General features: G+C 33.1%; 16 protein-coding genes. 2 read left to right on the forward strand and 14 right to left on the reverse strand.

Features of this window, described 5'->3' with window-relative positions; genetic code table 11:
• Positions 1-127: 127 nt before the first annotated feature.
• The 6 genes from C8E03_RS07560 to C8E03_RS07585 all read right to left on the reverse strand — a co-directional run bounded on the left by C8E03_RS07560 (position 128) and on the right by C8E03_RS07585 (position 6,466).
• Entirely contained in the window at positions 128-919 is a 792-nt protein-coding gene (locus C8E03_RS07560) for an ABC transporter permease (protein ID WP_110290699.1), read from the reverse strand.
• Between the two features lie 102 nt (positions 920-1,021).
• Positions 1,022-2,137, reverse strand: a complete 1,116-nt coding sequence (locus C8E03_RS07565) for a glycosyltransferase family 2 protein (protein ID WP_110290700.1) — start codon at positions 2,135-2,137, stop codon at positions 1,022-1,024.
• 24 nt (positions 2,138-2,161) lie between these two features.
• A complete protein-coding gene (locus tag C8E03_RS07570) occupies positions 2,162-3,133 on the reverse strand; it encodes a glycosyltransferase family 2 protein (RefSeq protein ID WP_110290701.1) in 972 nt (323 codons plus the stop codon).
• Positions 3,134-3,149: 16 nt separating this feature from the next.
• On the reverse strand, positions 3,150-4,298 hold the full coding sequence (locus C8E03_RS07575; protein WP_110290702.1) for a glycosyltransferase: 1,149 nt from the start codon (positions 4,296-4,298) through the stop codon (positions 3,150-3,152).
• Between the two features lie 16 nt (positions 4,299-4,314).
• Complete coding sequence (locus C8E03_RS07580) at positions 4,315-5,319, reverse strand: glycosyltransferase family 2 protein (RefSeq protein ID WP_094377435.1); 1,005 nt, start codon at positions 5,317-5,319, stop codon at positions 4,315-4,317.
• Positions 5,320-5,536: 217 nt separating this feature from the next.
• Positions 5,537-6,466 (reverse strand): nucleotidyltransferase family protein, encoded by a 930-nt coding sequence (locus C8E03_RS07585; RefSeq protein WP_110290703.1) that lies wholly within the window; start codon positions 6,464-6,466, stop codon positions 5,537-5,539.
• A 209-nt stretch (positions 6,467-6,675) separates the two neighbouring features.
• Between C8E03_RS07585 and C8E03_RS07590 the strand changes: the two genes are divergently transcribed.
• Positions 6,676-8,226 (forward strand): glycosyltransferase family protein, encoded by a 1,551-nt coding sequence (locus C8E03_RS07590; protein ID WP_110290704.1) that lies wholly within the window; start codon positions 6,676-6,678, stop codon positions 8,224-8,226.
• Positions 8,216-10,027, forward strand: a complete 1,812-nt coding sequence (locus C8E03_RS07595; RefSeq protein WP_110290705.1) for a hypothetical protein — start codon at positions 8,216-8,218, stop codon at positions 10,025-10,027. Before C8E03_RS07590 ends, C8E03_RS07595 begins: the two co-directional genes overlap by 11 nt.
• A 96-nt stretch (positions 10,028-10,123) precedes the next feature.
• Here the strand turns inward: C8E03_RS07595 and C8E03_RS07600 are convergent, their stop codons facing one another.
• From C8E03_RS07600 to C8E03_RS07635, 8 genes are all read right to left on the reverse strand, one after another.
• Entirely contained in the window at positions 10,124-12,814 is a 2,691-nt protein-coding gene (locus tag C8E03_RS07600) for a YfhO family protein (RefSeq protein ID WP_170122932.1), read from the reverse strand.
• 120 nt (positions 12,815-12,934) lie between these two features.
• On the reverse strand, positions 12,935-14,983 hold the full coding sequence (locus C8E03_RS07605; protein WP_110290707.1) for a sulfatase-like hydrolase/transferase: 2,049 nt from the start codon (positions 14,981-14,983) through the stop codon (positions 12,935-12,937).
• Positions 14,984-15,061: 78 nt separating this feature from the next.
• Complete coding sequence (locus tag C8E03_RS07610) at positions 15,062-17,179, reverse strand: glycosyltransferase family A protein (RefSeq protein ID WP_110290708.1); 2,118 nt, start codon at positions 17,177-17,179, stop codon at positions 15,062-15,064.
• Positions 17,180-17,206: 27 nt separating this feature from the next.
• Positions 17,207-18,208 (reverse strand): stealth family protein, encoded by a 1,002-nt coding sequence (locus C8E03_RS07615; RefSeq protein WP_094377043.1) that lies wholly within the window; start codon positions 18,206-18,208, stop codon positions 17,207-17,209.
• Positions 18,209-18,222: 14 nt separating this feature from the next.
• Positions 18,223-19,485, reverse strand: coding sequence for a CDP-glycerol glycerophosphotransferase family protein (locus tag C8E03_RS07620; protein ID WP_242993443.1), 1,263 nt, complete (start codon positions 19,483-19,485; stop codon positions 18,223-18,225).
• Positions 19,466-20,200 (reverse strand): ABC transporter ATP-binding protein, encoded by a 735-nt coding sequence (locus C8E03_RS07625; RefSeq protein WP_094377044.1) that lies wholly within the window; start codon positions 20,198-20,200, stop codon positions 19,466-19,468. Before C8E03_RS07625 ends, C8E03_RS07620 begins: the two co-directional genes overlap by 20 nt.
• Positions 20,200-20,982 carry an ABC transporter permease gene (locus C8E03_RS07630; protein WP_094377045.1) on the reverse strand — a complete coding sequence of 261 codons (783 nt, stop codon included), beginning with the start codon at positions 20,980-20,982 and terminating at the stop codon, positions 20,200-20,202. Before C8E03_RS07630 ends, C8E03_RS07625 begins: the two co-directional genes overlap by 1 nt.
• Before the next feature lie 215 nt (positions 20,983-21,197).
• The gene (locus C8E03_RS07635; RefSeq protein ID WP_110290709.1) at positions 21,198-23,393 is read right to left on the reverse strand and encodes a hypothetical protein; all 2,196 of its coding nucleotides are present in this window, start codon (positions 23,391-23,393) and stop codon (positions 21,198-21,200) included.
• Between the last annotated feature and the right edge of the window lie 12 nt (positions 23,394-23,405).

Consider the following 23,405-nt stretch of genomic DNA (forward strand, 5'->3'; position numbering starts at 1 on the left):
GTTCATCTGAAACATAAACACAGAAGATGAAAGTTATGTGTTTGCATTTATCCTTTCATTAAAATTCTTTCATCTTTTAACCATATGCGCTTTATTACACATATCGTTAAGCCTATTTATTTTTATTTTATAATACATCTGCAAAATGCGGTTTCAAACGTTTAAACATAATCGTACCGATACAAAAAATAGTAATCGAAACAATCCAAAAATATATCGTTAGTAGCGGTTTTTCCCAAAAACCTACCTTAAACACAAATGAGTCACGAAAACCTTGAACAATATAGTAGAAAGGATTTAATTTAAAAAATTTATGCAGCCTAGAAGGAAGCATGGAAAAATCCCACATAATTGGCGCTAACCAGAATCCAAACTGAAGAAATATATTTACAAGCTGTCCCATATCTTTAAATACAACATTAACAGATGCAGTAAAATATACCAATCCCAGCAGTAAAAAAGTTGTACAACCAGAATAATAAAGCATCTGCAGCCACCATAAAGATGGAGTTTGCCCAGACATTAAAAATACAATCAGCATAATCCATATAAATATACAATGCACAAACATAGAAGATAAAATCTTTACACTAGGAAGTATACTTACATTAAATACCATTTTTTTTACTAAGTGTTGATAATCATATAAACTGTTTGTACCTGCCATTAACGCCTCATTAAAATAAAACCAAGGTACAATTCCCGGAATCAACCAGATGACATATGGACTGTCTGTAGCCGGTCTTGCTTTCATTGCCACCTGAAAAACAAAGTAATAGATTAAAACAGTTACTATAGGCTGTATAAACATCCATATAATACCAAAGTACGAACCTATAAATTTTTTACGAAAATCTGATTTGGCTAAAGTCATAACTAATTTTCTTTTTTCGAAAATTTCTTTTATATCATTTATCATTTTATTTTTAACTCCTATAACTTATAAATTTGTAATCTACCTATCTTAAAGAGTATAAAACACGATATATCAAAAGTAAAGCATTAATCAGCATCCTATCTGCTATACCCCTTTCATTTTTCTTTCCAATCGAACAAGCCATCCGGCTTTTAATACACACATATTTATAAATATCAATACTTTATCCACAATAAACACACATCGAATAAACTGAAACCGAATAAGTTTTAATAAAACCCAGGATCGTACATGCCCTTTTGACATGAATTCTAAATTCTTCATATTGTTATAGCTATTTGTGTTATCTATATACTTCACTAATATAGACTTTTTCTGTACTAATCTCTTATTTGTATTATTTTCATTCTCAATAATTTGCAGATAATTATTTAATTGTTTAATTTCCTTATACTGCTCAATTATTTTATTATCAATTCCCCTTTTATACAAAATTGATATGATATATTGATCTAAACTTTCTATTTTGTCCTCCAATGCCTTAATATATTTTCCTGTACTTGATTCCGACTCCTGATTAATTCTCCAGAAATAAAGTTTTTCTGACAAAGTAGAAACGCGATGAGAGAATGTCAAAAGCTCAATGGACATAATGAGATCGTCTTCATAATTGATAAATCTTTTAAATTTCAGCTTGTTTTTTATAATTAATTCTCTACTAATCATATACTTCCATATCGTTCCGTATATTTTAACTTTTTTATTTTTATATGCTACATCAAACCCATTAAACAAAATTGGATATAACACATTTTGCAATATCTCGTCGCCTTTATATGTAGCATCTTCCAGCTTTTCATAAGGAAGCTCTTCCTTTCCTAATAGTCTGCCTGTAGAGCTGATACATATTTCACTGTTGTCCTTTAGAATACGTTTCATCATTAAATCATACATATGTTTGCTTACTATATCGTCCTGATCGCAAAAGCACAGATAATCTCCGGTAGCTTTTAACATACCAAAATTTCTGGCTTCTACAATTCCACCATTTATTTTAGAAAAAACTTTTACCCTATTATCTTTGCTTGCATAGTAATCACATATCTGTTTGCTTTTATCCTTAGAGCCATCATCAACCAGTACAATTTCAATATTTCTATAAATAGATGCCAGTATGGAAGAGAGTGTTTTCTCTAGATACTTCTCTCCATTATATACGGGCACTATGATACTTACTTTATTTTTCTCTAACTGATTCATCCCATTCACCTATCACAAATAATATTATCTCTTTACCAGCTTTAAAATACTGACTGCAAAATCAGGACTGATAAAAGCTAAAGAAGCCGCAAATCGATTTCGCATACGTGCCTTTTTATCCCAAATTACCACTCCTTTGTATCTGTCAACTTCTTGTATCAGCTCTTTGTAAGCTTCATAAAACTGCTTTTTATCCTTTGGAATTTGTATGATAATTTGAAAGCAAGCACTAAAATGTCTGGATACGGCTGCACGGTACAAGGTTTTCTTTTCACTCTCGACAAATTGAAGAATTTGCTTGGTAAACTCTATATAATCCATTTTATTTAATTTAAATTCGCTGTTTATAATACTTTTTTCTCTTTGAACATAGCCATATTTTTTCTTAGAGCCAAATACTGTTTTTTTAGAATTACTTAGGAATTGATACACTGTTCCTACATCTTCATGCACCTTGCCTACCGGAAATTCTATAGAATTAATCATTTCTCTTTTATATAGCTTTGCCCAGGCTGACATTGTATAATACTTTTGATAAAGCAAATTTTCCAGGCCCTCATCCCCTAACAAAATAATTACTTTTTCTCTTTCCTGATCTATAATATTCTGATTTTCTAAAACTTTTTGATAATTACATACAGCAATATCCGCAGCATACTTACTAAGTAAGGAAAATAAGTATTCTACGTAATCTAAAGCAATATAATCATCTCCATCAATAAATGTCATATAAATGCCTGTTGCATGCCGCATTCCTACATTTCTAGCCTCCGATAAACCGCCATTTATCTTATGAATACATTGAATCCTTTCATCTTTTTTCTTATACTCTTCGCATATGTTTGCTGACTGGTCGGTTGAGCCATCATCTATTAATATAATTTCCAGATTTTTATAGGTTTGTCTCAATATACTGTCTAAACATCTATGAATATATTTCTCCACATTATATATCGGCACTATAACTGATATAAGAGGAGTTATATTACGTTCCATAATATCTCTCCTCCCTCTATAATTCTTTGTATAATTCTGTTATTAACTCTGTCATTCTTTCCCATGAATACCGATAGGCTTCCTCTTTTACCCCTTGAATAAACTCTAATTCTTTATCTTCGTTATAAAACTTTATAATAGCCTTGGCCAAATCATCCGCGCTTTTTGGGGTAACAATGTAGCCTGTTTTATTCTCTATTACTACTTCTGGCAATCCTCCTACCTCCGTGGCAATTACTGGTTTTTCAAATCCATAAGCCATTTGCACAATCCCACTTTGTGTTGCTGATTCATAAGGTAAAACCACCAAATCAGATGCCACAAAATATTGTTGAATCTCTGTATCTGGAACATATTGATCGAATATTTTAATACAATCAGCAACCTGTTTTTCACTAATCAAACGAATATAATCCGTTTTATCACCGCCAAACTCACCTACAATCAAAAGCTTAATATCCTGATATGCTCTTTTCACATCTGGCATGGCACTGATTAAATACTTAAGTCCTTTATAACCGCGAACAAAACCAAAAAACAGAATTATCTTTTCATTCTTCTGCAAGCCTAAACCGGCTCTGGCAGTCTGCTTGTCCATATCCTGAAATTTAAATACATTGTAAGTTGGATGGACAACTTTTTTAAATTTAGGCCTTTTTATTATGCTTTTTAAATCTTTTTCATCCATACTTGATTGGACAATAAAGCCATTGCCCTTTCTTAGCACATTTTGAGTTAAAAAGCGGTCGAGTGGAAAGCTTTCATGTGGAAATACATTGTGGCATACCAGTATCTTTTTGAATCTGGAAAGTAACTGAAGCATTCCCCAATAGCATGGTGAAAAATAGGGGTGCCACCATTGTACCACCACTAAATCCGGATTTACTTTTTTAATATATCTAGCAGCCTTAAACCAACTAAGCGGATTGACTGTGTTAATTAAAAACTTTGTGTTATCAATCATAAATGTTTTATTTTGGTAATCCCTTTGTTCCTTTTTAAATAGAAATTTAGGATATTGAAGCTTAAAGGATATCATTTCTACACTATATTCTTGATCTAATGCATGATACATTGCTCCTGTATAATGTGAAATTCCGCCTTTATAAGGATATACTGGTCCAATAAGCACAATTTGATTTAATTTAACTCTATCCTTTTCCATATTTCAACTTTTTCCTCTACTTATTATCAGCTTTGTTCACGTCATCCTTTACTACATCCGTATGTCCATCCGATTTCTCTGTCATCTCGTAATCTAATCGTTTTACCCGATATTGAATATCCTCTAATAGTTTTCGATTAGCCGCAATAATATCTCCTTGCAAGCCTACTACAATAGTCTGCACTCCCACTACAATCATCATACTTGCCAAGATAAGAGATTGAATATGGCCATTGCCAGTTCCCCTTAGCCAAAAATAAGTAAATCTTACTCCGATTCCCGCTCCAATAAAAATAGAGACGGCACCTGCCATAGTGAAAAATTTAAGTGGCCGATACATAATAAATGCGCGCACAATAGTAAGCATTGATTTTTTGACATATCCAAACATGCTATTAAACAGCCTTGATTTTCTAAGCTCTGGATTAGTATTAATCGGCACAGAGGTAATTGCCATTTTATTTCTGCCGGCTTGAACAATTGTCTCCAATGTATACGTATATTCATTGACTACGTTCATTCTCATAGCAGCTTCTCTGCTAAATGCCCTGAAACCACTTGGTGCATCTGGTATATTTGTTTTCGAAGCCCTTCGTACCACCCAGCTACCAAAATGCTGAAGTTTCTTCTTAAGTGGCGAGAAGTGTTCTGTTTGATCAATGGGTCTTTCACCTATTACAATATCTGATTTGCCTTCTATAATAGGCCTAACAAGCTTTTCAATATCTTCACCTGAATACTGGTTATCTGCATCCGTATTAACGATAATATCTGCACCATTTCGAACAGCGGCATCAAGCCCTGCTAAGAAACCTTTTGCCAAACCTTTGTTGTTCTTAAAATTAACAACATAATGAACGCCCCATCTCTTAGCTACTTCAACCGTATTATCCCGGCTTCCGTCATTTATAATAAGATACTCAATTGTATCGATTCCGTCTATCTGCTTTGGCAAATCATTAAGAGCGATCTCTAATGTATTGGCTTCATTATAGCATGGAATTTGAATGATTAATTTCATTGTAATCTCCTTATGTGGTACATTATTCTCTATTTATAATTATTTCCCATTTTATTTTGATTAATTGCGATATTATTCTAACATACATATGAGCATTACTCAATAAAAACCCTGCTATTTATGCTAAAAAGTGTAGAACATAGTGATATTTTATAACATTAAAAGCACCGTTTATTATTTTATAAAACGATGCTTTAACATTTCAAACTCTATATACTCAAAAATACAAATCAAACAACTTAGCCGGATATACTCCATCGGTAATCAGTTTCTTAAAGGAATCCACTACAACCTCTTTATCCTCTTTATATGTAACACCAAACCACTTGTCCTTACTTTCCAATAATTTAACCTCTGCCTTACCTGTTTTGATTAAGTGATCCACTATGGTTGGAAGTAAGTATTCTTTTTTCTCTGGATGATCTCCTAAATCAGATAAAAACTCTACAAAGCCTGTTTCAAGCTCTGTTAAAATGCTTGTTGTAAAGCCCCACATATTCATGGATACATAGCTGTTTTTGTCTATTTCCTTTGTTTTTCCATCGGCTGTCGGCGCAACTACTTTGTCGCCTGCTTTTTCTATACCGCTGGTTTCTTCTACGTCTACTAATAAACGATTGCTGTCAGTCTTGCAAACACCTCTGGTTACAGCACCATTATCGCTTAATGTATTCCCTAAAATAAACCCTGCCATACAATAGTCATGCTTGCCAGGCTTGTCCTTGGCCTGAATTAAATAATCATGAATTTTAACAAATGCTTCTTTTCCATAATAATCATCTGCATTAATTACCATAAATGGTTCATTTACAATTCCTTTACAGCAAAGAATCGCCTGACCTGTTCCCCACGGTTTTTTTCTGCCTTGTGGAACTTCAAAATTCTCGGGAAGATCATCTATTTCCTGAAATGCATATTCCACATCAATGACCTTTTCCATTCTGTTTCCGATTACTTCCTTAAAATCCTTTTCCAGATCCTTACGAATAATAAAAACCACCTTATTAAAGCCTGCTTCTATTGCATCATAGATGGAGTAATCCATGATAATTTCCCCATTAGAACCAACAGGCTCCAGCTGCTTAATTCCACCGCCAAAACGGCTTCCAATACCAGCTGCCATTATTACCAACGTTGTTTTTTGCATTTTTCTTTCTCCTATTGCCATATTTTTAACTGCATAAATTATACCATATGTTGGTTTTTGCGTCTACTTTTTTAAATATTCTGTATTATTACATATTTTGTGTTTTGTATATAAATTTATTTATTTAGTTACTAAAATGGGTTATAATAGGCAAAGTATATGGTCGTACAATTATTGTTTATTGCCTATGCATTGGAGGTTCTATTTAAATGAAGAAAAATTATATTATATTGCTTTTAATTATTTGTACGATTGAAGTTAGTCTTGGATTTCTATTCGGTATGGAAAAAGTTAATCTTCATGTTGATGAGATTTATTCTTTTGGTTTGTCAAATAATACTACCGGTACTATGATGTCCATACCTGAGGGAGAATTAATTGACCGAAGCGTTTTTGATCAGTATGTTACTGTTGATTTGGCTCATCGGTTTGACTTTACCAATGTCTGGGCAAATCAAAAGGCAGATGTTCACCCCCCTTTTTACTACTTGCTCATACATACTATCTGCTCCTTTTTTCCCGGAAAATTTTTAATGATGGGGGGAATCGGACTTAATATTTTATTTTCCGTTATCATAACTTTATTGATTTACTTTACCGTAAAGGAATTATCGCAAAATGAAATGTTGTCTCTGCTTATTAGTGCAGTTTGGTCTGTTTCTCTTGGTAACATGACCTTTATTGTATTTATTCGTATGTACATGATGTTAACGGCCTTTATGTTAGCAATTACCCTGCTTCATATAAAATATGTTTCCAAAAAACTTACATTAAAATTTTATTTGGGTGTGGTTTTGTTGGCTATATCGGGTACATTAACTCAATACTATTTTCTTATTTATTTGTTTTTTTTATGTTTTTTATTTGTTCTTCACCTACTGTTAAATAAAGATATCAAATCAGCTTTATTATATCTATTATCTCTAAGCTGTGCAGGAATCGGAGCTGTCTTCATTTTTCCCGGAATGTTGTATCATATATTCAAAGGTTACAGGGGAAAAGAATCGTTTCAAAATATTGAGAATTTCTCTAATCTTTCTGAGCGTTTTATCGGTTATTACAACATATTAAACAAGGAACTATTTAATCAGGTTTTAACGTTTTTGATCCTAATAATACTTTTGCTTCTTATTGTATCGATTAGAAAACGTACAAGTAAAATAAACTGGCGCGCTGTAGTTTTTTCAGGCTACAACTTATTGCTGTTTCCCAGTCTTCTATACTTTATAATCGTATCAAAAATCGCTATATATGTAACTGACCGCTATATTATGCCCATATTTCCGATGCTTTTAATCGCAGTGATATTAGGAGTCACTTATTTGTCCTTTCACGTAGTTGGCAAAAGATATCTTATACTATTTGAAGCTTGCTGTTTTATTATTCTATCAGCTATTGGATTGATACAAAATAAAAATATTGACAACCTTCATAAGGAAAGCGAGCCTGCGATTCAATTTGCAGAGGATAATAAGAAAGCCGATGTACTGGTCGTTTATACTGGGGCATGGAGACTGAATTCTGTTTATGTGGAATTGACTCAATACAATCAGGTAAGAGTTATAACAAAGAAAAATCTTGCAAATTTTATAGATACCATAGATAATTATAATGATGCAATTGTTTACATCATTGGTAACGATTATGAAGACACATTAGTAACCCTAATGAGTATGAATCCTTCTTGGACTTCCTATACCTCAGTAAACAGCACTCAATATTCTCATGTTTATCAATTAAGGAGTAGTTATGAAAATTAATTTAGCAAAACAAAAATATTTATATATAACCTTAATTTTTGCCATTTTACCTAGAATTATATTGTGCTTTTTTATTAATACCTTAGTATATTATCCTTCCGATGAAGTTGCAACTGTATCAGGAGCTGCTCTATTAGCAGGGTACAATTGGAGTCAGGTTGTTTCTACCGCCGGTTATTACGGGCAAGGCTTTTATTCCTTGTTTGCCCCTTTGTACAAGCTTACAGACAACCCTTTTGTTATTTTTAAAATCTCAATTATAGTGTGTTCTATTATTCAGGGAATGACTGCATTGATGTCTTACCATTGCCTGACCAGATATTTAAAGCTTAAGAACCCATTTCTTATTTGTGCTATATCTGTGGCTGCTTCTTATCTTTTGGATACCCGTTCCACTAATCTATTAAATGAAACGCCACTGATGCTTATGTGCTGGATTATACTTGCTATTTTGTTTCATTTAAATGAGGCTGCAATGCTTTCAAAATCGACCCGTAAATACACGATATATCTGATTTTGGCACTTGCCTACTCTATTACTTTGCATACAAGGGCTGTTATCTTATGTGTTGCATTGTTAATCACTGTATTATTCTATTATTGGACTTATAGAAAATGGCTGGTGTCGCCTTCTATTATGATCGGATTAGGTACGCTTGGCGCAGTACTTGGTTCTATCGGAATCGCTTTGATGCAAAGCAGGCTTTGGGGAGCGTCAGGCGGAACCATACGAAATGCTTCTATTAATATTAATTTAGACATGCTGCTGAATTTGCTGAAACCGTACAGTTGGCAGGCTGCTGCGAATATTGTACTTGGATTAATTAATACTTCTGTTTTATTATCCTTTGGTTTCATGATGATAGCGATCGTGGTTTTTATTAAATTAATAGGAGACTGCCTGGCTCGCAAGCACTCAGTCACTGCTGATTTCGATTGCCATGCTTCCTATTACGTAACCGGCTCGATTTTTTTCATGACATGCACAGCCATAATGATTATTGGACTTGCTATCAAATGGTTACCCGGTGCTTCACAGGGAATTCAAGATGGGCTTGGAAGCAATAATTATGGATTTCGCTCTTTTGTATATTATCGGTATTTTGCAGTTTTTTTAAGTCCGCTTCTGATGCTTGTTCTTTCTTACATGCATCAATATAATATAAAACACTATTTTAAAGCTGCCACCATTACTCTAATACTAAGTCAAACTTATTGGATGGTATGCATTGTTCCTTACCTTTATACCTTTCATGATTTTGAAGTTAAAAAATTTTTTACCTTATCACTTTTTTGTTTTAATAAGGTGAATATATGGATTTTTATGATAGCTAGTATGGTACTATTTGTTAGTTGGTTTGTTTTTTGGTATCTGTACTCCAAAAATAAATATTTATTGTCCATTTGTATTCTTTCTTTACTGCTAATCATAAATTATGCTGTTTTTGTCATTCAAAATGATTATCAAAAGCAAGACACAAATTACAACTTAGTAAATGCGGGCTATGATTTTGTAAAAACTTATGAAGATACAGTTAATTTTCCAAGTACAATATATGTACCTGAAGACAACAAGCTTCCCTATTTGTACCAATATTTTCTGATACGGTATACCATAATTCCTTCCTATCCATCAGTTGACTGCGATCAGGCAATTGTCTTATGGCATACTCAAGAAGATCCCACCCTCCTCTCTATGGGATATGTATGGCTTCAGTTGGACAAAAATGAATATTTATATGTAAAAGGTAATGAACTAATCTCTGCTCTTGATGCAAAAGGCTTTCACTTTCAAGAATAGAATTAATATATTCTCTGTTTTGAACTTTTTCAGAGTTCTACCTCGCTTGGCAAACTCAAAAAGGCTTAAACCACTTTCAATGGCTTAAGCCTTTTTTCACTTTCTTTTCTTCTTTCGTAAATGACCTATAATTACTATGATAGCTAGTCCTAGCACTGTAATCAGACTTATAATCACACCTGTTTTCAATCCGGGCGTTTGATAGATAAGTTCTATCGTATGAGCTCCTTTTGTAATATCTGTCGCCATATACATTGTATTGGCTTTATAAAGAGTTGCCTCCTGCCCATCAATCTTTACTTTCCAACCTGTGCTATATAGCAGACTAAAACAAAGCGACTTGTCATTGCTAACCTCAACGTTTCCTGTTATCTTATTATTAGTAAGTTGAATATTTGTCAATACTTCCTCAGAAAGCTTTTTCACCTGCTCCTCATAATCAGTCATAGAAAGTGAATAGACTTCTATATCCTTTAACTCATACTCACCTGGACTAGCAAAAGAAATTGTGCATAGAGTTTCTCCTTCATTATTATGTCCAAGATTAACCAGATAGTTTTCTCTTTGTAAATCCCAACTGTATTTGGAATTGGTAAGATTTAATTTAGAATTAGCCTGACTCGTTGTAATTTTTGCAGTAAAATGTGCCTTTCTTGAGTTTTCAATATCAAGCCCCACAAATCTTAAATATGTTTCACTGTTTTTCTTGGCATTAAATGTTACTGTAATAGTAGATGTGTCATTATCTATCTTAATGGTATTTAATTCTTTGTTCCATGTAATACCATTTTCTTCCTCAATTTGATAATTAAGCTTCTCTTCAGAATACTTCATAGCATCCTGAGAATCATTATCAGGCTTATCCACAACAACAGCCTGCATCATTGCCTGCTGCTTTTCAATACTGCTTAGGGTATCATAATAAGCAGTGCTGATTTTCTTATCATAGGTATAGCCAAGTGGAAGCGTATATTGATTCTTATACACCACATCAGTTACATCAGAATTCTTACGAAGTTTTCTGTTTATTTCCTGATATCCATAGGGCATTGCCTTTTCCTGTATACTACCCGCTTCAAACGCATAATATTTCACACTTGCTAATGTATCTAAATAAGTTCTGAAATCCAGACCATAAAAGCGATGTGGCTGCCTTATCGTAGTGATTTCATTGTCTAACATGTATTTTAATATGTTGGCGTCTAACAGACTATAATAACTTGCAGTACCATTAAATCCCATTGTTAATGATTGATTTTCTACCCAATTTCCATAGCTTCCAATTCGATAAAACCCCTTATCTTCCTCGTAATCAACAGACGACTGTGGACAATCTTCTATCATACTAATCGCCTTACCATTTTCTCTAAATTCGTTTGAATAATTCTTTCCATATGGAGAATTTTGATAAAATCCAAAGGTAATGACTGCCATCAAGGTTACCAATAATACGACTCCATATTTGATATATGTTGTTCGAAATCTAGTAATTGCAATCAATGCAGCTATCATAATATTGAGAAATACGACTCCCAGACCAAACGATATCATTTTATCACTTTCTACTACTACCAAACCACCCATAAGAATAAGGCTTAATCCTGCAAGTGGTATTAATCTTTTTATGGTTACCTTAAGAAAATCATCAAGCAAACATACGACTGCAAAGGCAGTAAAAAAGCTATAACCGAACACCCATCGATTACTGGTATAGCTCATTCCATTCATGATATATCCGCCAATTGGAGTTAGCAGCATAATAGTGGCTAATGCATAACCACTTTTTAATGCCATATACTTTTTGAAATTTTCTTTATAAAGATACAAAAATACAACTATAAAAAAGCAAATCGGTGCATAGGCCAGAAAGGTATAGTTTCCGTTAATGTCAGATGGCACACTAAAAAAAGAAAAGAACAAGTTATAATAATACCTCATATAATATATTAAGCCTCCATTATATGCTCCTTTTGTGCCTCTTGCATTGTTCATAAATGCATATATAGTTGGTACAAATGCAAAACAAGAAAGCAGAATGCCAAGCAAATATTGAACGACACCTCTTATAAGAATATTTAAAATATTGGCTTTCCATTCCCTTCGATATCGATCAATAAACCGAATCAAAGCATACAAAAATACCATAATTGTAAGCATATAGAAAAAGTAGTAATTACTTACTACAGAAATCAATATCATTATAGTAAATAAATAAGATTTCTTCTTTTTCAATATCGTTTCAACACCAATTAATAAGAATGGCAGATAAATCATTGCATTCAAAAAATAGGGATGCTTTACTCCGGCTACAACTGCAAATCCCGAAAACACATAAATAATTGCACCGATAAGCGATTGTTTATTCCCCTTATCCATCTTCCCACAATAAAGTATAAAACCAATTCCACATAAATATAGACGAATAATAACTAAGATATTATAAAAAATATATATATTTTCTTTATTAAAAAAAACAGAGAAAAATAGCAGTGGATCGCCTAGTCCATAATAATTTAAAGTAGTAAAAACATCATAACCCAATCCAATATTGAAATTAATCATCTCTGGATAAAAGTTACCATGTAAAAAACCGCTTATTATGCTCTTATAATAGTCACTGATAAAAACCATTGATGAGAAAGTCTGAAATAAACCGTCTGTTTTCCACATAAAGCTTTTATTAGCCTGTATAAATGGTATAAATATGCCTAAACAAGCAACTGCAAATAGCAAAGTATATGCAGCCCAATATTTAAATCGTCGCCTAACCTTTTTGCTGTCTTTCATTTCTTTTCTCCTAAGCCTTAAACTAAGAGTTGCCCATCCCATCACAGGAACGATATTTATGAAAGTATTGACTTTGTCAAAACCTTCATAAATTCCAAATTATAGATTCTCTTTTTTCGATCAGTTCATATAAAACATTGAATCCACTCGTTTCCCTTTGTCATGCATGTTATTATACTGAACGCATCTATATTGATTTATAATCTCATAATACGGAGATGTTGTGTCGCTGTAATCATAAAAGCCGCCATCTACACCCCAATAACCAATTGAATTCATCACTGGAACCTGCTCATGTACATCTAACAAAAATTGCTGGTATTTTGTCAGATTAATTCCCAGCTTATTCATAATATAAGCCGATAAATAATTCATACTAATCTTATCCACTGTCTCTTCCTGGATATCATAATTAGCCCAGGCAAAAAATGGTACCTTATATTTTTCCATTAGCTCCTGAGTCGTTAAATCCTTTTCACTCTTTCCCAGTATTTTATCATACCAAGTCTGACTCAATCCCGGCTGATGATCACCAAAGAATATAACAACCGTAGGTTCTTCTACATTTTCAAAATATTTTATAAGCTTCTCCACCGCCTCATCGGTATACTTAATCAGGCTTAAATAATTCTGGGCACCTTCGTCATAATAATATTCATCCTCAATCTTTATCTTTTGAACGAAATTGGGATCTGTAGTAATAAACCCTCCATGATTTTGCATCGTTACATTAAATAAGAAAAATGGGTTATCACTTTGACTCTTGCTCTCTTCATACATTTCAATAATTTTGTTAAAATTTGCTTCGTCTGTCACTTTATCTCGTAGTTTGTCTGCATTCTGGAACTTTTCTATTGTAATAAATTGTTCAAAACCAAGCAAGGGGTAAACCGTCAGGCGGTTGAAGCCATTTGATTTAAATGGATGCATTCCTATATTACCGACATAATTTTGCTGCTTGAGACTATACACAATACTTGGAAACTGTTTTTTTATAAATAATTGATAAGGTACTGAATTGGCCGGTAATAGTCCCATAGAATTACCAGTTAGAAATTCAAATTCTGAATTTGCAGTGTTTCCGCCAAAAACAGAAACATACGCGTTCCCCTTTATTGTATTCTCCTGTAAGCTGTGAATGAATGGCATATAATCTTCACTAATCGGAAATTCACTTACTGTCTCAAGATCAGAAAACGCTTCGTCCATAATTACTATGATATTCGGCGTCTGTCCTGCACTCGAAGACAAACTATAGCTGTCTGCAATATCCTCTATCTGCTTTACACTATAACCCTCAGGCTTTTCCACAATAATATAGCCCATTGTCCTTACCGTCGATAAAAAAGTCCCATATTTACGATATCCCTCATGCGGTCTGTATAATTTAACATTAATGTTCCAATTACTTAACTGGTTAGAAAATACAAATACATAAAAAAACACGGATGTATAAATTATGTAGCAGATAATCGCGGGTATTCGAAGCTTCCATACAGGCAATGCCTTAAAACTTCTCAACTTACATGCCAGCGAAATAATAAATACTGTTATAATAAAAATATAATAAATATGAGTATCTATAAAAAGCTTATATCCTTCCACGACATTAGATGCCGTTTGGATAGAAAATACATCAGCAGCTACAAGAGCAACGCCCCTAAAGCTATATACATAGTAATTAATCACTCCAAATAAATTAATGATAAGAGTTAGCCCAATCACTGCAACCTTTGTACTATTCGTAATGATATAAATCGTGAGCAGTATCACCGATAATATAACAAAATTAAAAAATAAATAACGCTTACGTATACTCAGAACCGTTATTGTATAAATACTCTTTTGAAAATATTCAAATGCGTAATAACAAATTACCGGAGATACAAAGAATAATGCATAAGACACAAACATATTCATTCTGTCACTAAGATTATTTTTTATAAGCAACAAAACCACCGTTAAGACAGTAGCCCCTATTACCAGAACGGCATTCAATAATGTATCCTTATTCATCATACCATTCTCTGCAAAAGTAATATAGCATTTATGACCAAACACAAACAACATTAAATAAATAGCTACAATAACTAATGTTAAATACTTTGAAAATTTCTTTATGTTTTCCTTTGTTATGATTTCTTTTATTCTATTCGATATCTCTTTCATTTTACCTTTTATCCTTATTCATATTAACCAGTATCAATCTTATAATCTTTTTTATCATAACATTTATCACATATCATATCAACAAGTTACAACAATTTTTTTACAATCGAACAGTTCAACTTTATACCCCATCTTTTCAGCGCTTTGAAATAATTTATCCATATTAATAGCTACCTGTGGTATATTTTTGCACAAGCCAAGACTGAGTTCAAAAAGCACTTCACTTCTCTCCCCAATTGGAATTTCAATTTCATATTCGCAATTTGCAACTAGCATTTCTTTGTTATACCATATGGATTTTCTTGCGTTTACAGTAAGCTTACAATCATAGCTTTTTTTATGAACCCAACAGTTGAGTTTATATTGATTGACCGGAAACGGTGACATAATAAATCCCTTAATCATGATTTTCTGCCTGTCAAAGCTCATTTTGTCAATATTAACAACTGTTTCAGACAGCCTTGCCAAATACAGAAAATCTCCATTATACAAACAAGCCTGACTGTTGCTGACAGCTACGCCAAATTGATTTTCATCTCCATATTTATAATTGAGTAAATAAAATCTGTAACTGACAGGAATCTCGGCCAACATTCGCTTAAAAAGCTTATTCTTCTGATCGGATACTTCCCCTTTTGAAGAAACTATTTTATTAATCGCATAACCGGCCATAACCCTGCTCTTGATATAATGCTTCACTGCTTTCATTACTGATGAACTGTTTTGTTGGTTCGCTTCATCCGATGTTTTCGCAGTCTTTTCAACATTCTTTTTTAATGTCAGTACTTTTCCATCTCCTTCTACCGTATACTCACTCGTTACGGCGTTTTCACCCTCGATGGTATTTTGGTCAAACATTAATTTAATCTGTCCATTTGTTTTACCTAATTTAGCTCTTGCCTTTAACGTAATTTTCTGGGCATCCAGTGGTATCTCAATAAAAAATTCATATCCCTTTGCAATTGGTCTGTTCAGAGAATTGATCTGATAATTTTTGTTTTCTCTTAAAGTAATTGCCTCTGCCTTACCATTGTGTTCTATTGTAATTCTGTATTCATAAGAATCAAATATAAAATTACAATATCCGGTAAGTCTCAAAATATTTTCTTTTTGCTCAATATACTTTATATGAAGCTTCTGGCGATAAAGAAAATCTACGACATGATTCTCTTTGCATAATACAGCATCTTCTTTATTTGCTATGATGGTAAATTGTTCTTTATGAAAACCTCCATACTTAAGCTGTAGCATATAAAGATTATAATATCTTCTAAGCTCCGTTCTGCCAAGAATAATTTCATCGGAGATATGGTTCAATGCCTGCTTCACATAGCCTAAAAATTCATCAGTCTCAGAATAACTTAACGCAAACTCTTCAACATTAGGTACAACAATCTTTCCCCCTATATCATAGATCATGAGCCATTGCAGATATTCTGGAACCTTGCCATATCTCTCTAAAGAAAAGCGTACTAATTCCAAATGAAGATATTTTAAAGCAGGAATATAATTTGCTTTGCTGGCTCTGGCTCCCTGTATGGCTGAATTACCCAAACTTCTCTTTCTGTACAAATATCTGGTGTCTGATACAACCCCATATTTTCCTTTATATAAAATAATTTTATTTGCTACCTCAGCGTCCTCTCCAAGTGTAAGCATTTTATTAAAAGAATATTTTCTCATTTCATCCAGTTTAATAAATGAACTACTAATATGCATTTGAAAGCAGGTCGGCTCTTTAAAAATATCAATCACTCTCGTAGTAGTAAATTTATAATTTAATACATGATCTCCTTCCTTTCCTTCAAAAAAACAAAGCGGAATGGAAATTAAGTCAACTTCTTCTTTATTTTGCTCATAAAAGCAATATACCTTTTCTAAAGCATCACTCTCAAGCTTATCATCTGCATCAAGAAAATTAACCAGCTCTCCTTTTGCATACTCCAGTCCCCTATTTCTGGCATCACTTACCCCGCCATTTTCCTTATAGATATATGTTATATTATCAGGGTATTTCCCAATATATTCTTTACAAATACTTTCACTATTGTCAATACTGCCATCATTGACTAATAGGACTTGAAGATTATCTTCAAATCCTATCGTCTGATTTACTAAGCTATCAATGGCTTCTGCCAGATAGCTTTCCATATTATAAATGGCCATTACAATAGAGAATTTAAATTCTTTTTTCATCAATTTTCATCCCTCTTACGTAATGATTTATTTTTCAAAGCTTGATTTTTCGCTCAAAATTTTCTTGAAAGCTTCTTGTACCTCAACCTTCTGCTTTTCAAAATCAGAAGTATAAATAGTATCATTAACACATATTAACTTATATTGCCCTGTCTCAATCGCCTCAATAGTAGCCGGAAAAGTTTTATCCTTGATATTAAAGGAACGACCCACTTTTGGACTGCTTGGAATAAAATTACCGCTTGCCAATTGCCAGAATTTAAACAGCCATTGATTCACATTTGATTTCGTTCTAAACTTGTCCATACATGTAGCATCCAATGTCTCACCCTCAATGCCCCACACCTCTTCAAAGGTGCTCTTTAAGAAGTTACTGGGCAGATGATTGTAATAAAAACCTGGAAACCAAGGCCACTTAATCAGCAAAGTTGTACGAACCAACATCTTAAAACCATTTACTGGATTATACCACTTCCAAAAATCTCGCTTCATTACTTGCTTTTTCTTGAAATGAATGTTAATCAGTTCCATATCATTTCCGTTAAAAAAGCCCGCACTCTTTCTTCCAAAGTATATACAATTCAATGCAAAGATATCCTTTGGCTTTCCATCCTTGAAAAAGTCAGTTGGTTTTACTGGCTTTGTAATAAACATATCATCATTAAAATAAACAAACTGATCAGCCAAACCATCGATTCTGTGCAAATTAAGCTCTATGGTGTTTGCATTAAAGGTTGGAAGATATTCTTCGGGAATATAATCCTTATGATTTACTATATTAAGCTTAGGATTGCTGGTATCAAGCCATTCCGGCAAATGTCCCCACGTTACAAAATGAATTCTATTGACCCAAGGTGCAAATTTCTCCACGCCGCGAAACCAATACTGTAAATTATCCCAGCTTCGAAAACGTACCTCAGAGCTATCTCCCTTGTCATTTGATTTGTCATATAAATTTTTTTCTTTTTGCCATTCAGGGTCATTTCCATCTACCCATATCATAACAAAGTCAATTTTTTCATTATTCATTTTATTTATCCTTTCTAAATCGCTTTGATTGCTTCATAATTTCTCTTACAGTTCTGCCGATCCCATTTCGTAAAAAAGTCTTTGTGTCTGTTAGAATATTTTTCACTGTTTTCCAAGTCTCTCTTTACTGAATCCATGATTGCTTCAATTAATTCTTCCTTATTATAGCATACCGGCCCAAAGCCGTCATCTTCATAGGAAAAATACCCCTCTGACAGATGCCCTTCTCTAAACCGTTTATAATCAAACTGATAATAAGCAAGAGGCTTATTCATATAAGCAAAATCCATCGCAACACTGGAGTAATCTGTAACTAAAAATGCAGATTCTTTCAAAAGCTCTTGCACATCATAGTTTGGCCACGATGCAATCACAATGTTTTTATCCTTTATATCAAATGCATCTAAAAATTGCTGCATCTCTCTGTGCGGATAAAAAACTACTTTAATCTTTTCTTCTTCTAGCATTTTCAAGAATGTTTCATCCTTAAGAAAGCCATTCCAATATTTAAAATATTCCGTATTGGTAAAATCCTTTATATCCTCGTAACGGTAAGAGTCCGTGGTTTGATGGGCAATCCATTTACGCCATGTCGGCATAATAACGATTTGTCGTTTTACTTCGTGATCACCATGCAAACGATCCAAACGGCATAAGCCTAACTCTTTGACCCAGCCCTCAGGATAACCATAAGCCTTACTGACATAATCGCATTCTCTCTTGGTACTCGTTACAAACATTCTCATTTTTGTATTTTTATAATGCAGACATTCAATATCGTCCTTAATAATTCCGTGTTGTAAAAAGATTCTCTTATTTCTGAGAATCCCATATACCTCTAGTGCATAGCAAATTGCAGCATTAGGCTTTCCACTCTTATTAGAGCTGATATTTTTTGAAGCAGTCAGATAAAATACCCAATGTGCAAAGCTTCCGTATTGCACTACCTTACCCAAATTCTTCACTCTGTTATAATCGGGTGACTTTTTATTAATGGCATACATCACATCCTGGTCTGGCTGCTTCTTTACAATATATCGAAATAACCAATAACCATTGTCCCTTGCTTCATTTTCATTATCGCAAATCAGCCACAAATCTCTTCTAAACTGCTTATAAACCAATGCAATAGGCAAAGCAAGAATAAAATATATGATATGAAGAATGTCATGAAGCTTCACCCGCTGAAGCTTCACCCAAAAGCTTTGTTCCATTTTTTTCACTCCGTTTATGCTCTTTGATTCATTCTCGTGTATCCTAAGACATAAATTCTTCATAGACCGGTAATACCTCTTGAGGTGTTCCCAGCATTTTAACCTTGCCTTCATGCAGCCACAAAATACTGTTGCATAGCTCCTCTAAAGTCTCCGAGCTATGAGAAACAATAATAACGGTTCTATCTTTATTCATAATTAATTCTTTCATCTTATTATAGCTTTTTTTCTTGAATTTAGCATCTCCAACACTTAATACCTCGTCAATCAGAATAATATCAGTTTCTAATATTGCAGTAATCGAGAATGCAAGCTTAGAGTGCATTCCACTTGAATAGGTCTTTACAGGTCTATCAATAAAATCTCCGATTTCAGCAAATTCTATTATCTCATCTATCTTGTTGTTAATATGTTCTTCACTAAACCCTAAAAGCATACCGGATAAATAGATATTTTCACGTCCTGTCACCTGCTTTTGAAAGCCAACTCCAATGGACAAAAGTGAAACCGTATTGTCACCTACATCAATCGTTCCCACATCCGGTGAAAAAATGCCTGCAATAGCACGAAGCATTGTAGATTTGCCACTTCCGTTCTTTCCGACAATTCCCATAATTTCGCCTCTGGGCACATCAAAAGATACTCCCTTTACGGCCTCAAATACTTCCTTTTGCATTTTAAAAACATGCTTAATACTTCTCTTAATAGACATCTTTCTAAGGCATCGGTATCTAATTTTTAAATCCTTCACTTCAATTGCATTGTTTTTGTTTTCCATTAAATCACCTTCACATAACTGTTTTCATATTTGTATATTACTCTGATACTTAATATCGATAATAATACACTCACAACAAACCATACTAAAATAAGCATACTATGCGGTCCCTTTTGATAAATCATAACACGTCTTAAATCATCCATAATAAGTGCCACCGGATTGAGTTTAAGTAGAATTACACCCAATATTCCGTGTACCCGGTTTTCAATTGAGAAGAAAATTCCGGATAAATAAAATACAAAACGCAAAACAACGTTAATAACATTGGCTAAATCTTCTACAAATACTCCAAAATGCATCATTAATGTACTTAAGGAAAAAGTAATTAAGATCAATGTAATAAATAGGGGGATTATATAAAGTACATTAATTGAAACAGGGATTCGATAAAATATCATCATAATAATTACTAAAATAAATGAAATTACCATCTTAAATCCAAATATGCCCATTTTTACCAAAACCAAAATAAATTTAGGCAGATATACTTTTGAAACAATCTCTCTGTTTTGAGATACAATTTTTACACTGTTTTTAAGAGTCTTTTCAAAAAATGTCCAACTATTCAAACCAATAAATACAAATACTGGAAAATACGGCTCTGATTTATCAAAAACAATCACTGTAATAAAGCTATAGACAAACATAAATAGTAATGGATCCAGTATCCACCACATCCAACTTAAGTGTGAATTAGCAACTTCTGCTTTCAATTCTGACTTAGTAGAATACAGAGCATACTTATAGTATTTTTTCAAATCTTTTATAAAACGTCTCATTGGTTCCTCCATATAATGAACATAATTGAATCTTTAATTCTTCTTATTCTTCAATAAATATCGCTAATAATATTAACATAAATGACTTGATTTATCAAGCAACAACGAATTTGACTCTCTTCCATTCAATAAAATCCATTAAATTCAGAAAAAGAGTGCTGTTATTAATGGAAACTGCCCTCTTTTATCTGAGAATATTCATTTCAATTTTACTTTTATTCTATCAATTCATTTTTTCCTTTTTCTTTTATCTTATGTTGTTTTCTTGCTAAACTCACAACACAGCCTGCAATTGTCAATAAAGAAATCAAATCTGCAATCATCCACGTACTTTTCTCAGTGCTCTTTATTATGATACTTCCTTTTGCCTCTGAGGGAATAATAATTCTCAAAACATTATTTTCTCCTCTTTCATATTGCAAATTAGTCACATGATTCATCTTTACGCTGTAAAATGGATAATACATCAAAGGTACTTCAATATACTGTTCCTCTTGAGTCGAATTTACAAAATCAAGATATATTTTACCTTTTATACGTTGAAAATTGGATAAATCCACCTTTTCTGATGATGCTTCAACTGTTTCTCCTCTTTCAATCAATTCATTTGAAATCGTTCCGTTATAGAAATATTCACCTGATCCTGTTCCTGTGTTTGAAGAAATTTCTCCTTTATAACAATATATCTCATTACTTAAATAATTATTTTTCAAATAGAGGGAAGCGAATAAAACAAGCATAGCAAATGTTGTTATCATCATGACTCTTCGTACCTCTGCTGCTTTGACAAAATAATATAATCCATATGCTGCAACAATTGATAAAAAAACAGTAGCAAAAGCAAGCAGTCTCCAAGGAAATTGTATCATTCTTGTCCTATCCCCAATAATTGGGATATCAACTAAAATTTTCCATGGAAATAAATTAGTTGTGATGAAAGCACTTAGTATACCCAGTGCTAAAAGACTCACTACTAAGCTTTCCTGCTTTTTGTCTTCTATCTTTTTCATCACAAGGCAATATATAAATGCAGCTACGCCTATAAAAATAGGAAGACCAATTTCTAACATACCATTGCCTTGAAACAGCTGCATGACATTGATTGTCTTATCTTCGATTATCCTTGATAAGGTAGAGACTTTTGTATCCTCTTTCATCATGCTTACAAAAGGTACAAGATACCAAAGATTTAATAGTACAATAAGAACTGCAGCTTTCACAGCAGCCAACAATCGATTTTTCTCCAATACTTTTTTTATACCTAGCATTGCCACTAAGCCTACAAAGGCAGCAGATAACAGGGTCGTAAGCACATGGCTTTGCATGATACAACTTGTACCAATAACCACATATGGCCATTTTCTATCATCGCCCCAAAATAACTCATATACGCCATAAATCAACAAAGGCAGAAACGCCATTGCCAGTGCTTCTCCAAGAGCAAACCTGACATAAACATCACACAAATGATAGCTTGCCAGCGTATAAATCATACTGCTTACTATACCGACTGACCTTACTTTGGAAAGCTTATATACAGAAAAATACATCACCCACGCCGTTACAAAATGAATCATTATAATAAATATTTGAATCGAACCAGTAAGTGAAACTCCAAATATTCTTAATATCGCTGGAATAAAAAGAAATACCTCTGGATAAAAAATAGGTGCAGCATAGCCATAGTTAAATTGTGTACTGGGATGTACTCTAATTGGAAATTGCCCGTTTAATAAGGCATTTTTGATACCTTCTATTCGACTTAGGTGAAACGAAATATCATGCCCTCCTAAGAGATAGTTATTAAACAATGGGTAGCTAGCAAAAATAGTTATGGTTAACAAGCTTAAAAAAATAACTAGTTTCTTTTGACTCTCTTTACTTGGATTATAAAAAGCCAGCTTCCCTATATAAGTTAAAATACACGCTATTATAATAAGCCAGACAATCGTATCCGTATTCGTTATCTGAGTAGATTCAATAACTAATTTTTTTAAAACAAACTCTCCTTCTCCACAAAAATGAATATTTATATTCATCCAATAAGTGTCTTCATCCAAGTGCAAATAAAACTCTTTTTTCTTGCTCGAACTATCAAGCTCCTCAGAGATAGAAAGATCATTTTTAATTCCTTGCCCATCAATTCTAACGAAATTGGCATCTGTATCCGTTTTGTACTGAATCATGATTCGATATTCACCCTTAGGCAGATTAAAATGAGGTACACTAATTGCATCCCTTTCATTGGTACCATCGCCTTCGATTGTGATTCTTTTATTTGATACTTCAGTTGCATTATTACTATTAAGGGAAGGAAGTTGATAATTCATATAATATTTATCATTTTTTAAATTGGTTGAAATTAGTAACAAAGTAAAAATACAAAATAATAGATATCTCCTTTTATTCATACTCTCTCCTTT

This window comes from Lachnotalea glycerini (assembly GCF_003201285.1).
In the GTDB taxonomy this organism is placed as follows: domain Bacteria; phylum Bacillota; class Clostridia; order Lachnospirales; family Lachnospiraceae; genus Lachnotalea; species Lachnotalea glycerini.

Excerpts from the sequence above, each read along its gene's own strand:
- C8E03_RS07600 (WP_170122932.1), bottom strand. The coding sequence starts at position 12,814 with ATGAAAGACAGCAAAAAGGTTAGGCGACGATTTAAATATTGGGCTGCA.
- C8E03_RS07625 (WP_094377044.1), bottom strand. The coding sequence starts at position 20,200 with ATGGAAAACAAAAACAATGCAATTGAAGTGAAGGATTTAAAAATTAGA.
- C8E03_RS07590 (WP_110290704.1), top strand. The coding sequence starts at position 6,676 with ATGAAGAAAAATTATATTATATTGCTTTTAATTATTTGTACGATTGAA.
- C8E03_RS07585 (WP_110290703.1), bottom strand. The coding sequence starts at position 6,466 with ATGCAAAAAACAACGTTGGTAATAATGGCAGCTGGTATTGGAAGCCGT.
- C8E03_RS07620 (WP_242993443.1), bottom strand. The coding sequence starts at position 19,485 with ATGAAGAATTTATGTCTTAGGATACACGAGAATGAATCAAAGAGCATA.
- C8E03_RS07565 (WP_110290700.1), bottom strand. The coding sequence starts at position 2,137 with ATGAATCAGTTAGAGAAAAATAAAGTAAGTATCATAGTGCCCGTATAT.
- C8E03_RS07615 (WP_094377043.1), bottom strand. The coding sequence starts at position 18,208 with ATGAATAATGAAAAAATTGACTTTGTTATGATATGGGTAGATGGAAAT.
- C8E03_RS07560 (WP_110290699.1), bottom strand. The coding sequence starts at position 919 with ATGATAAATGATATAAAAGAAATTTTCGAAAAAAGAAAATTAGTTATG.
- C8E03_RS07580 (WP_094377435.1), bottom strand. The coding sequence starts at position 5,319 with ATGAAATTAATCATTCAAATTCCATGCTATAATGAAGCCAATACATTA.
- C8E03_RS07635 (WP_110290709.1), bottom strand. The coding sequence starts at position 23,393 with ATGAATAAAAGGAGATATCTATTATTTTGTATTTTTACTTTGTTACTA.
- C8E03_RS07595 (WP_110290705.1), top strand. The coding sequence starts at position 8,216 with ATGAAAATTAATTTAGCAAAACAAAAATATTTATATATAACCTTAATT.
- C8E03_RS07605 (WP_110290707.1), bottom strand. The coding sequence starts at position 14,983 with ATGAAAGAGATATCGAATAGAATAAAAGAAATCATAACAAAGGAAAAC.
- C8E03_RS07630 (WP_094377045.1), bottom strand. The coding sequence starts at position 20,982 with ATGAGACGTTTTATAAAAGATTTGAAAAAATACTATAAGTATGCTCTG.
- C8E03_RS07610 (WP_110290708.1), bottom strand. The coding sequence starts at position 17,179 with ATGAAAAAAGAATTTAAATTCTCTATTGTAATGGCCATTTATAATATG.
- C8E03_RS07575 (WP_110290702.1), bottom strand. The coding sequence starts at position 4,298 with ATGGAAAAGGATAGAGTTAAATTAAATCAAATTGTGCTTATTGGACCA.
- C8E03_RS07570 (WP_110290701.1), bottom strand. The coding sequence starts at position 3,133 with ATGGAACGTAATATAACTCCTCTTATATCAGTTATAGTGCCGATATAT.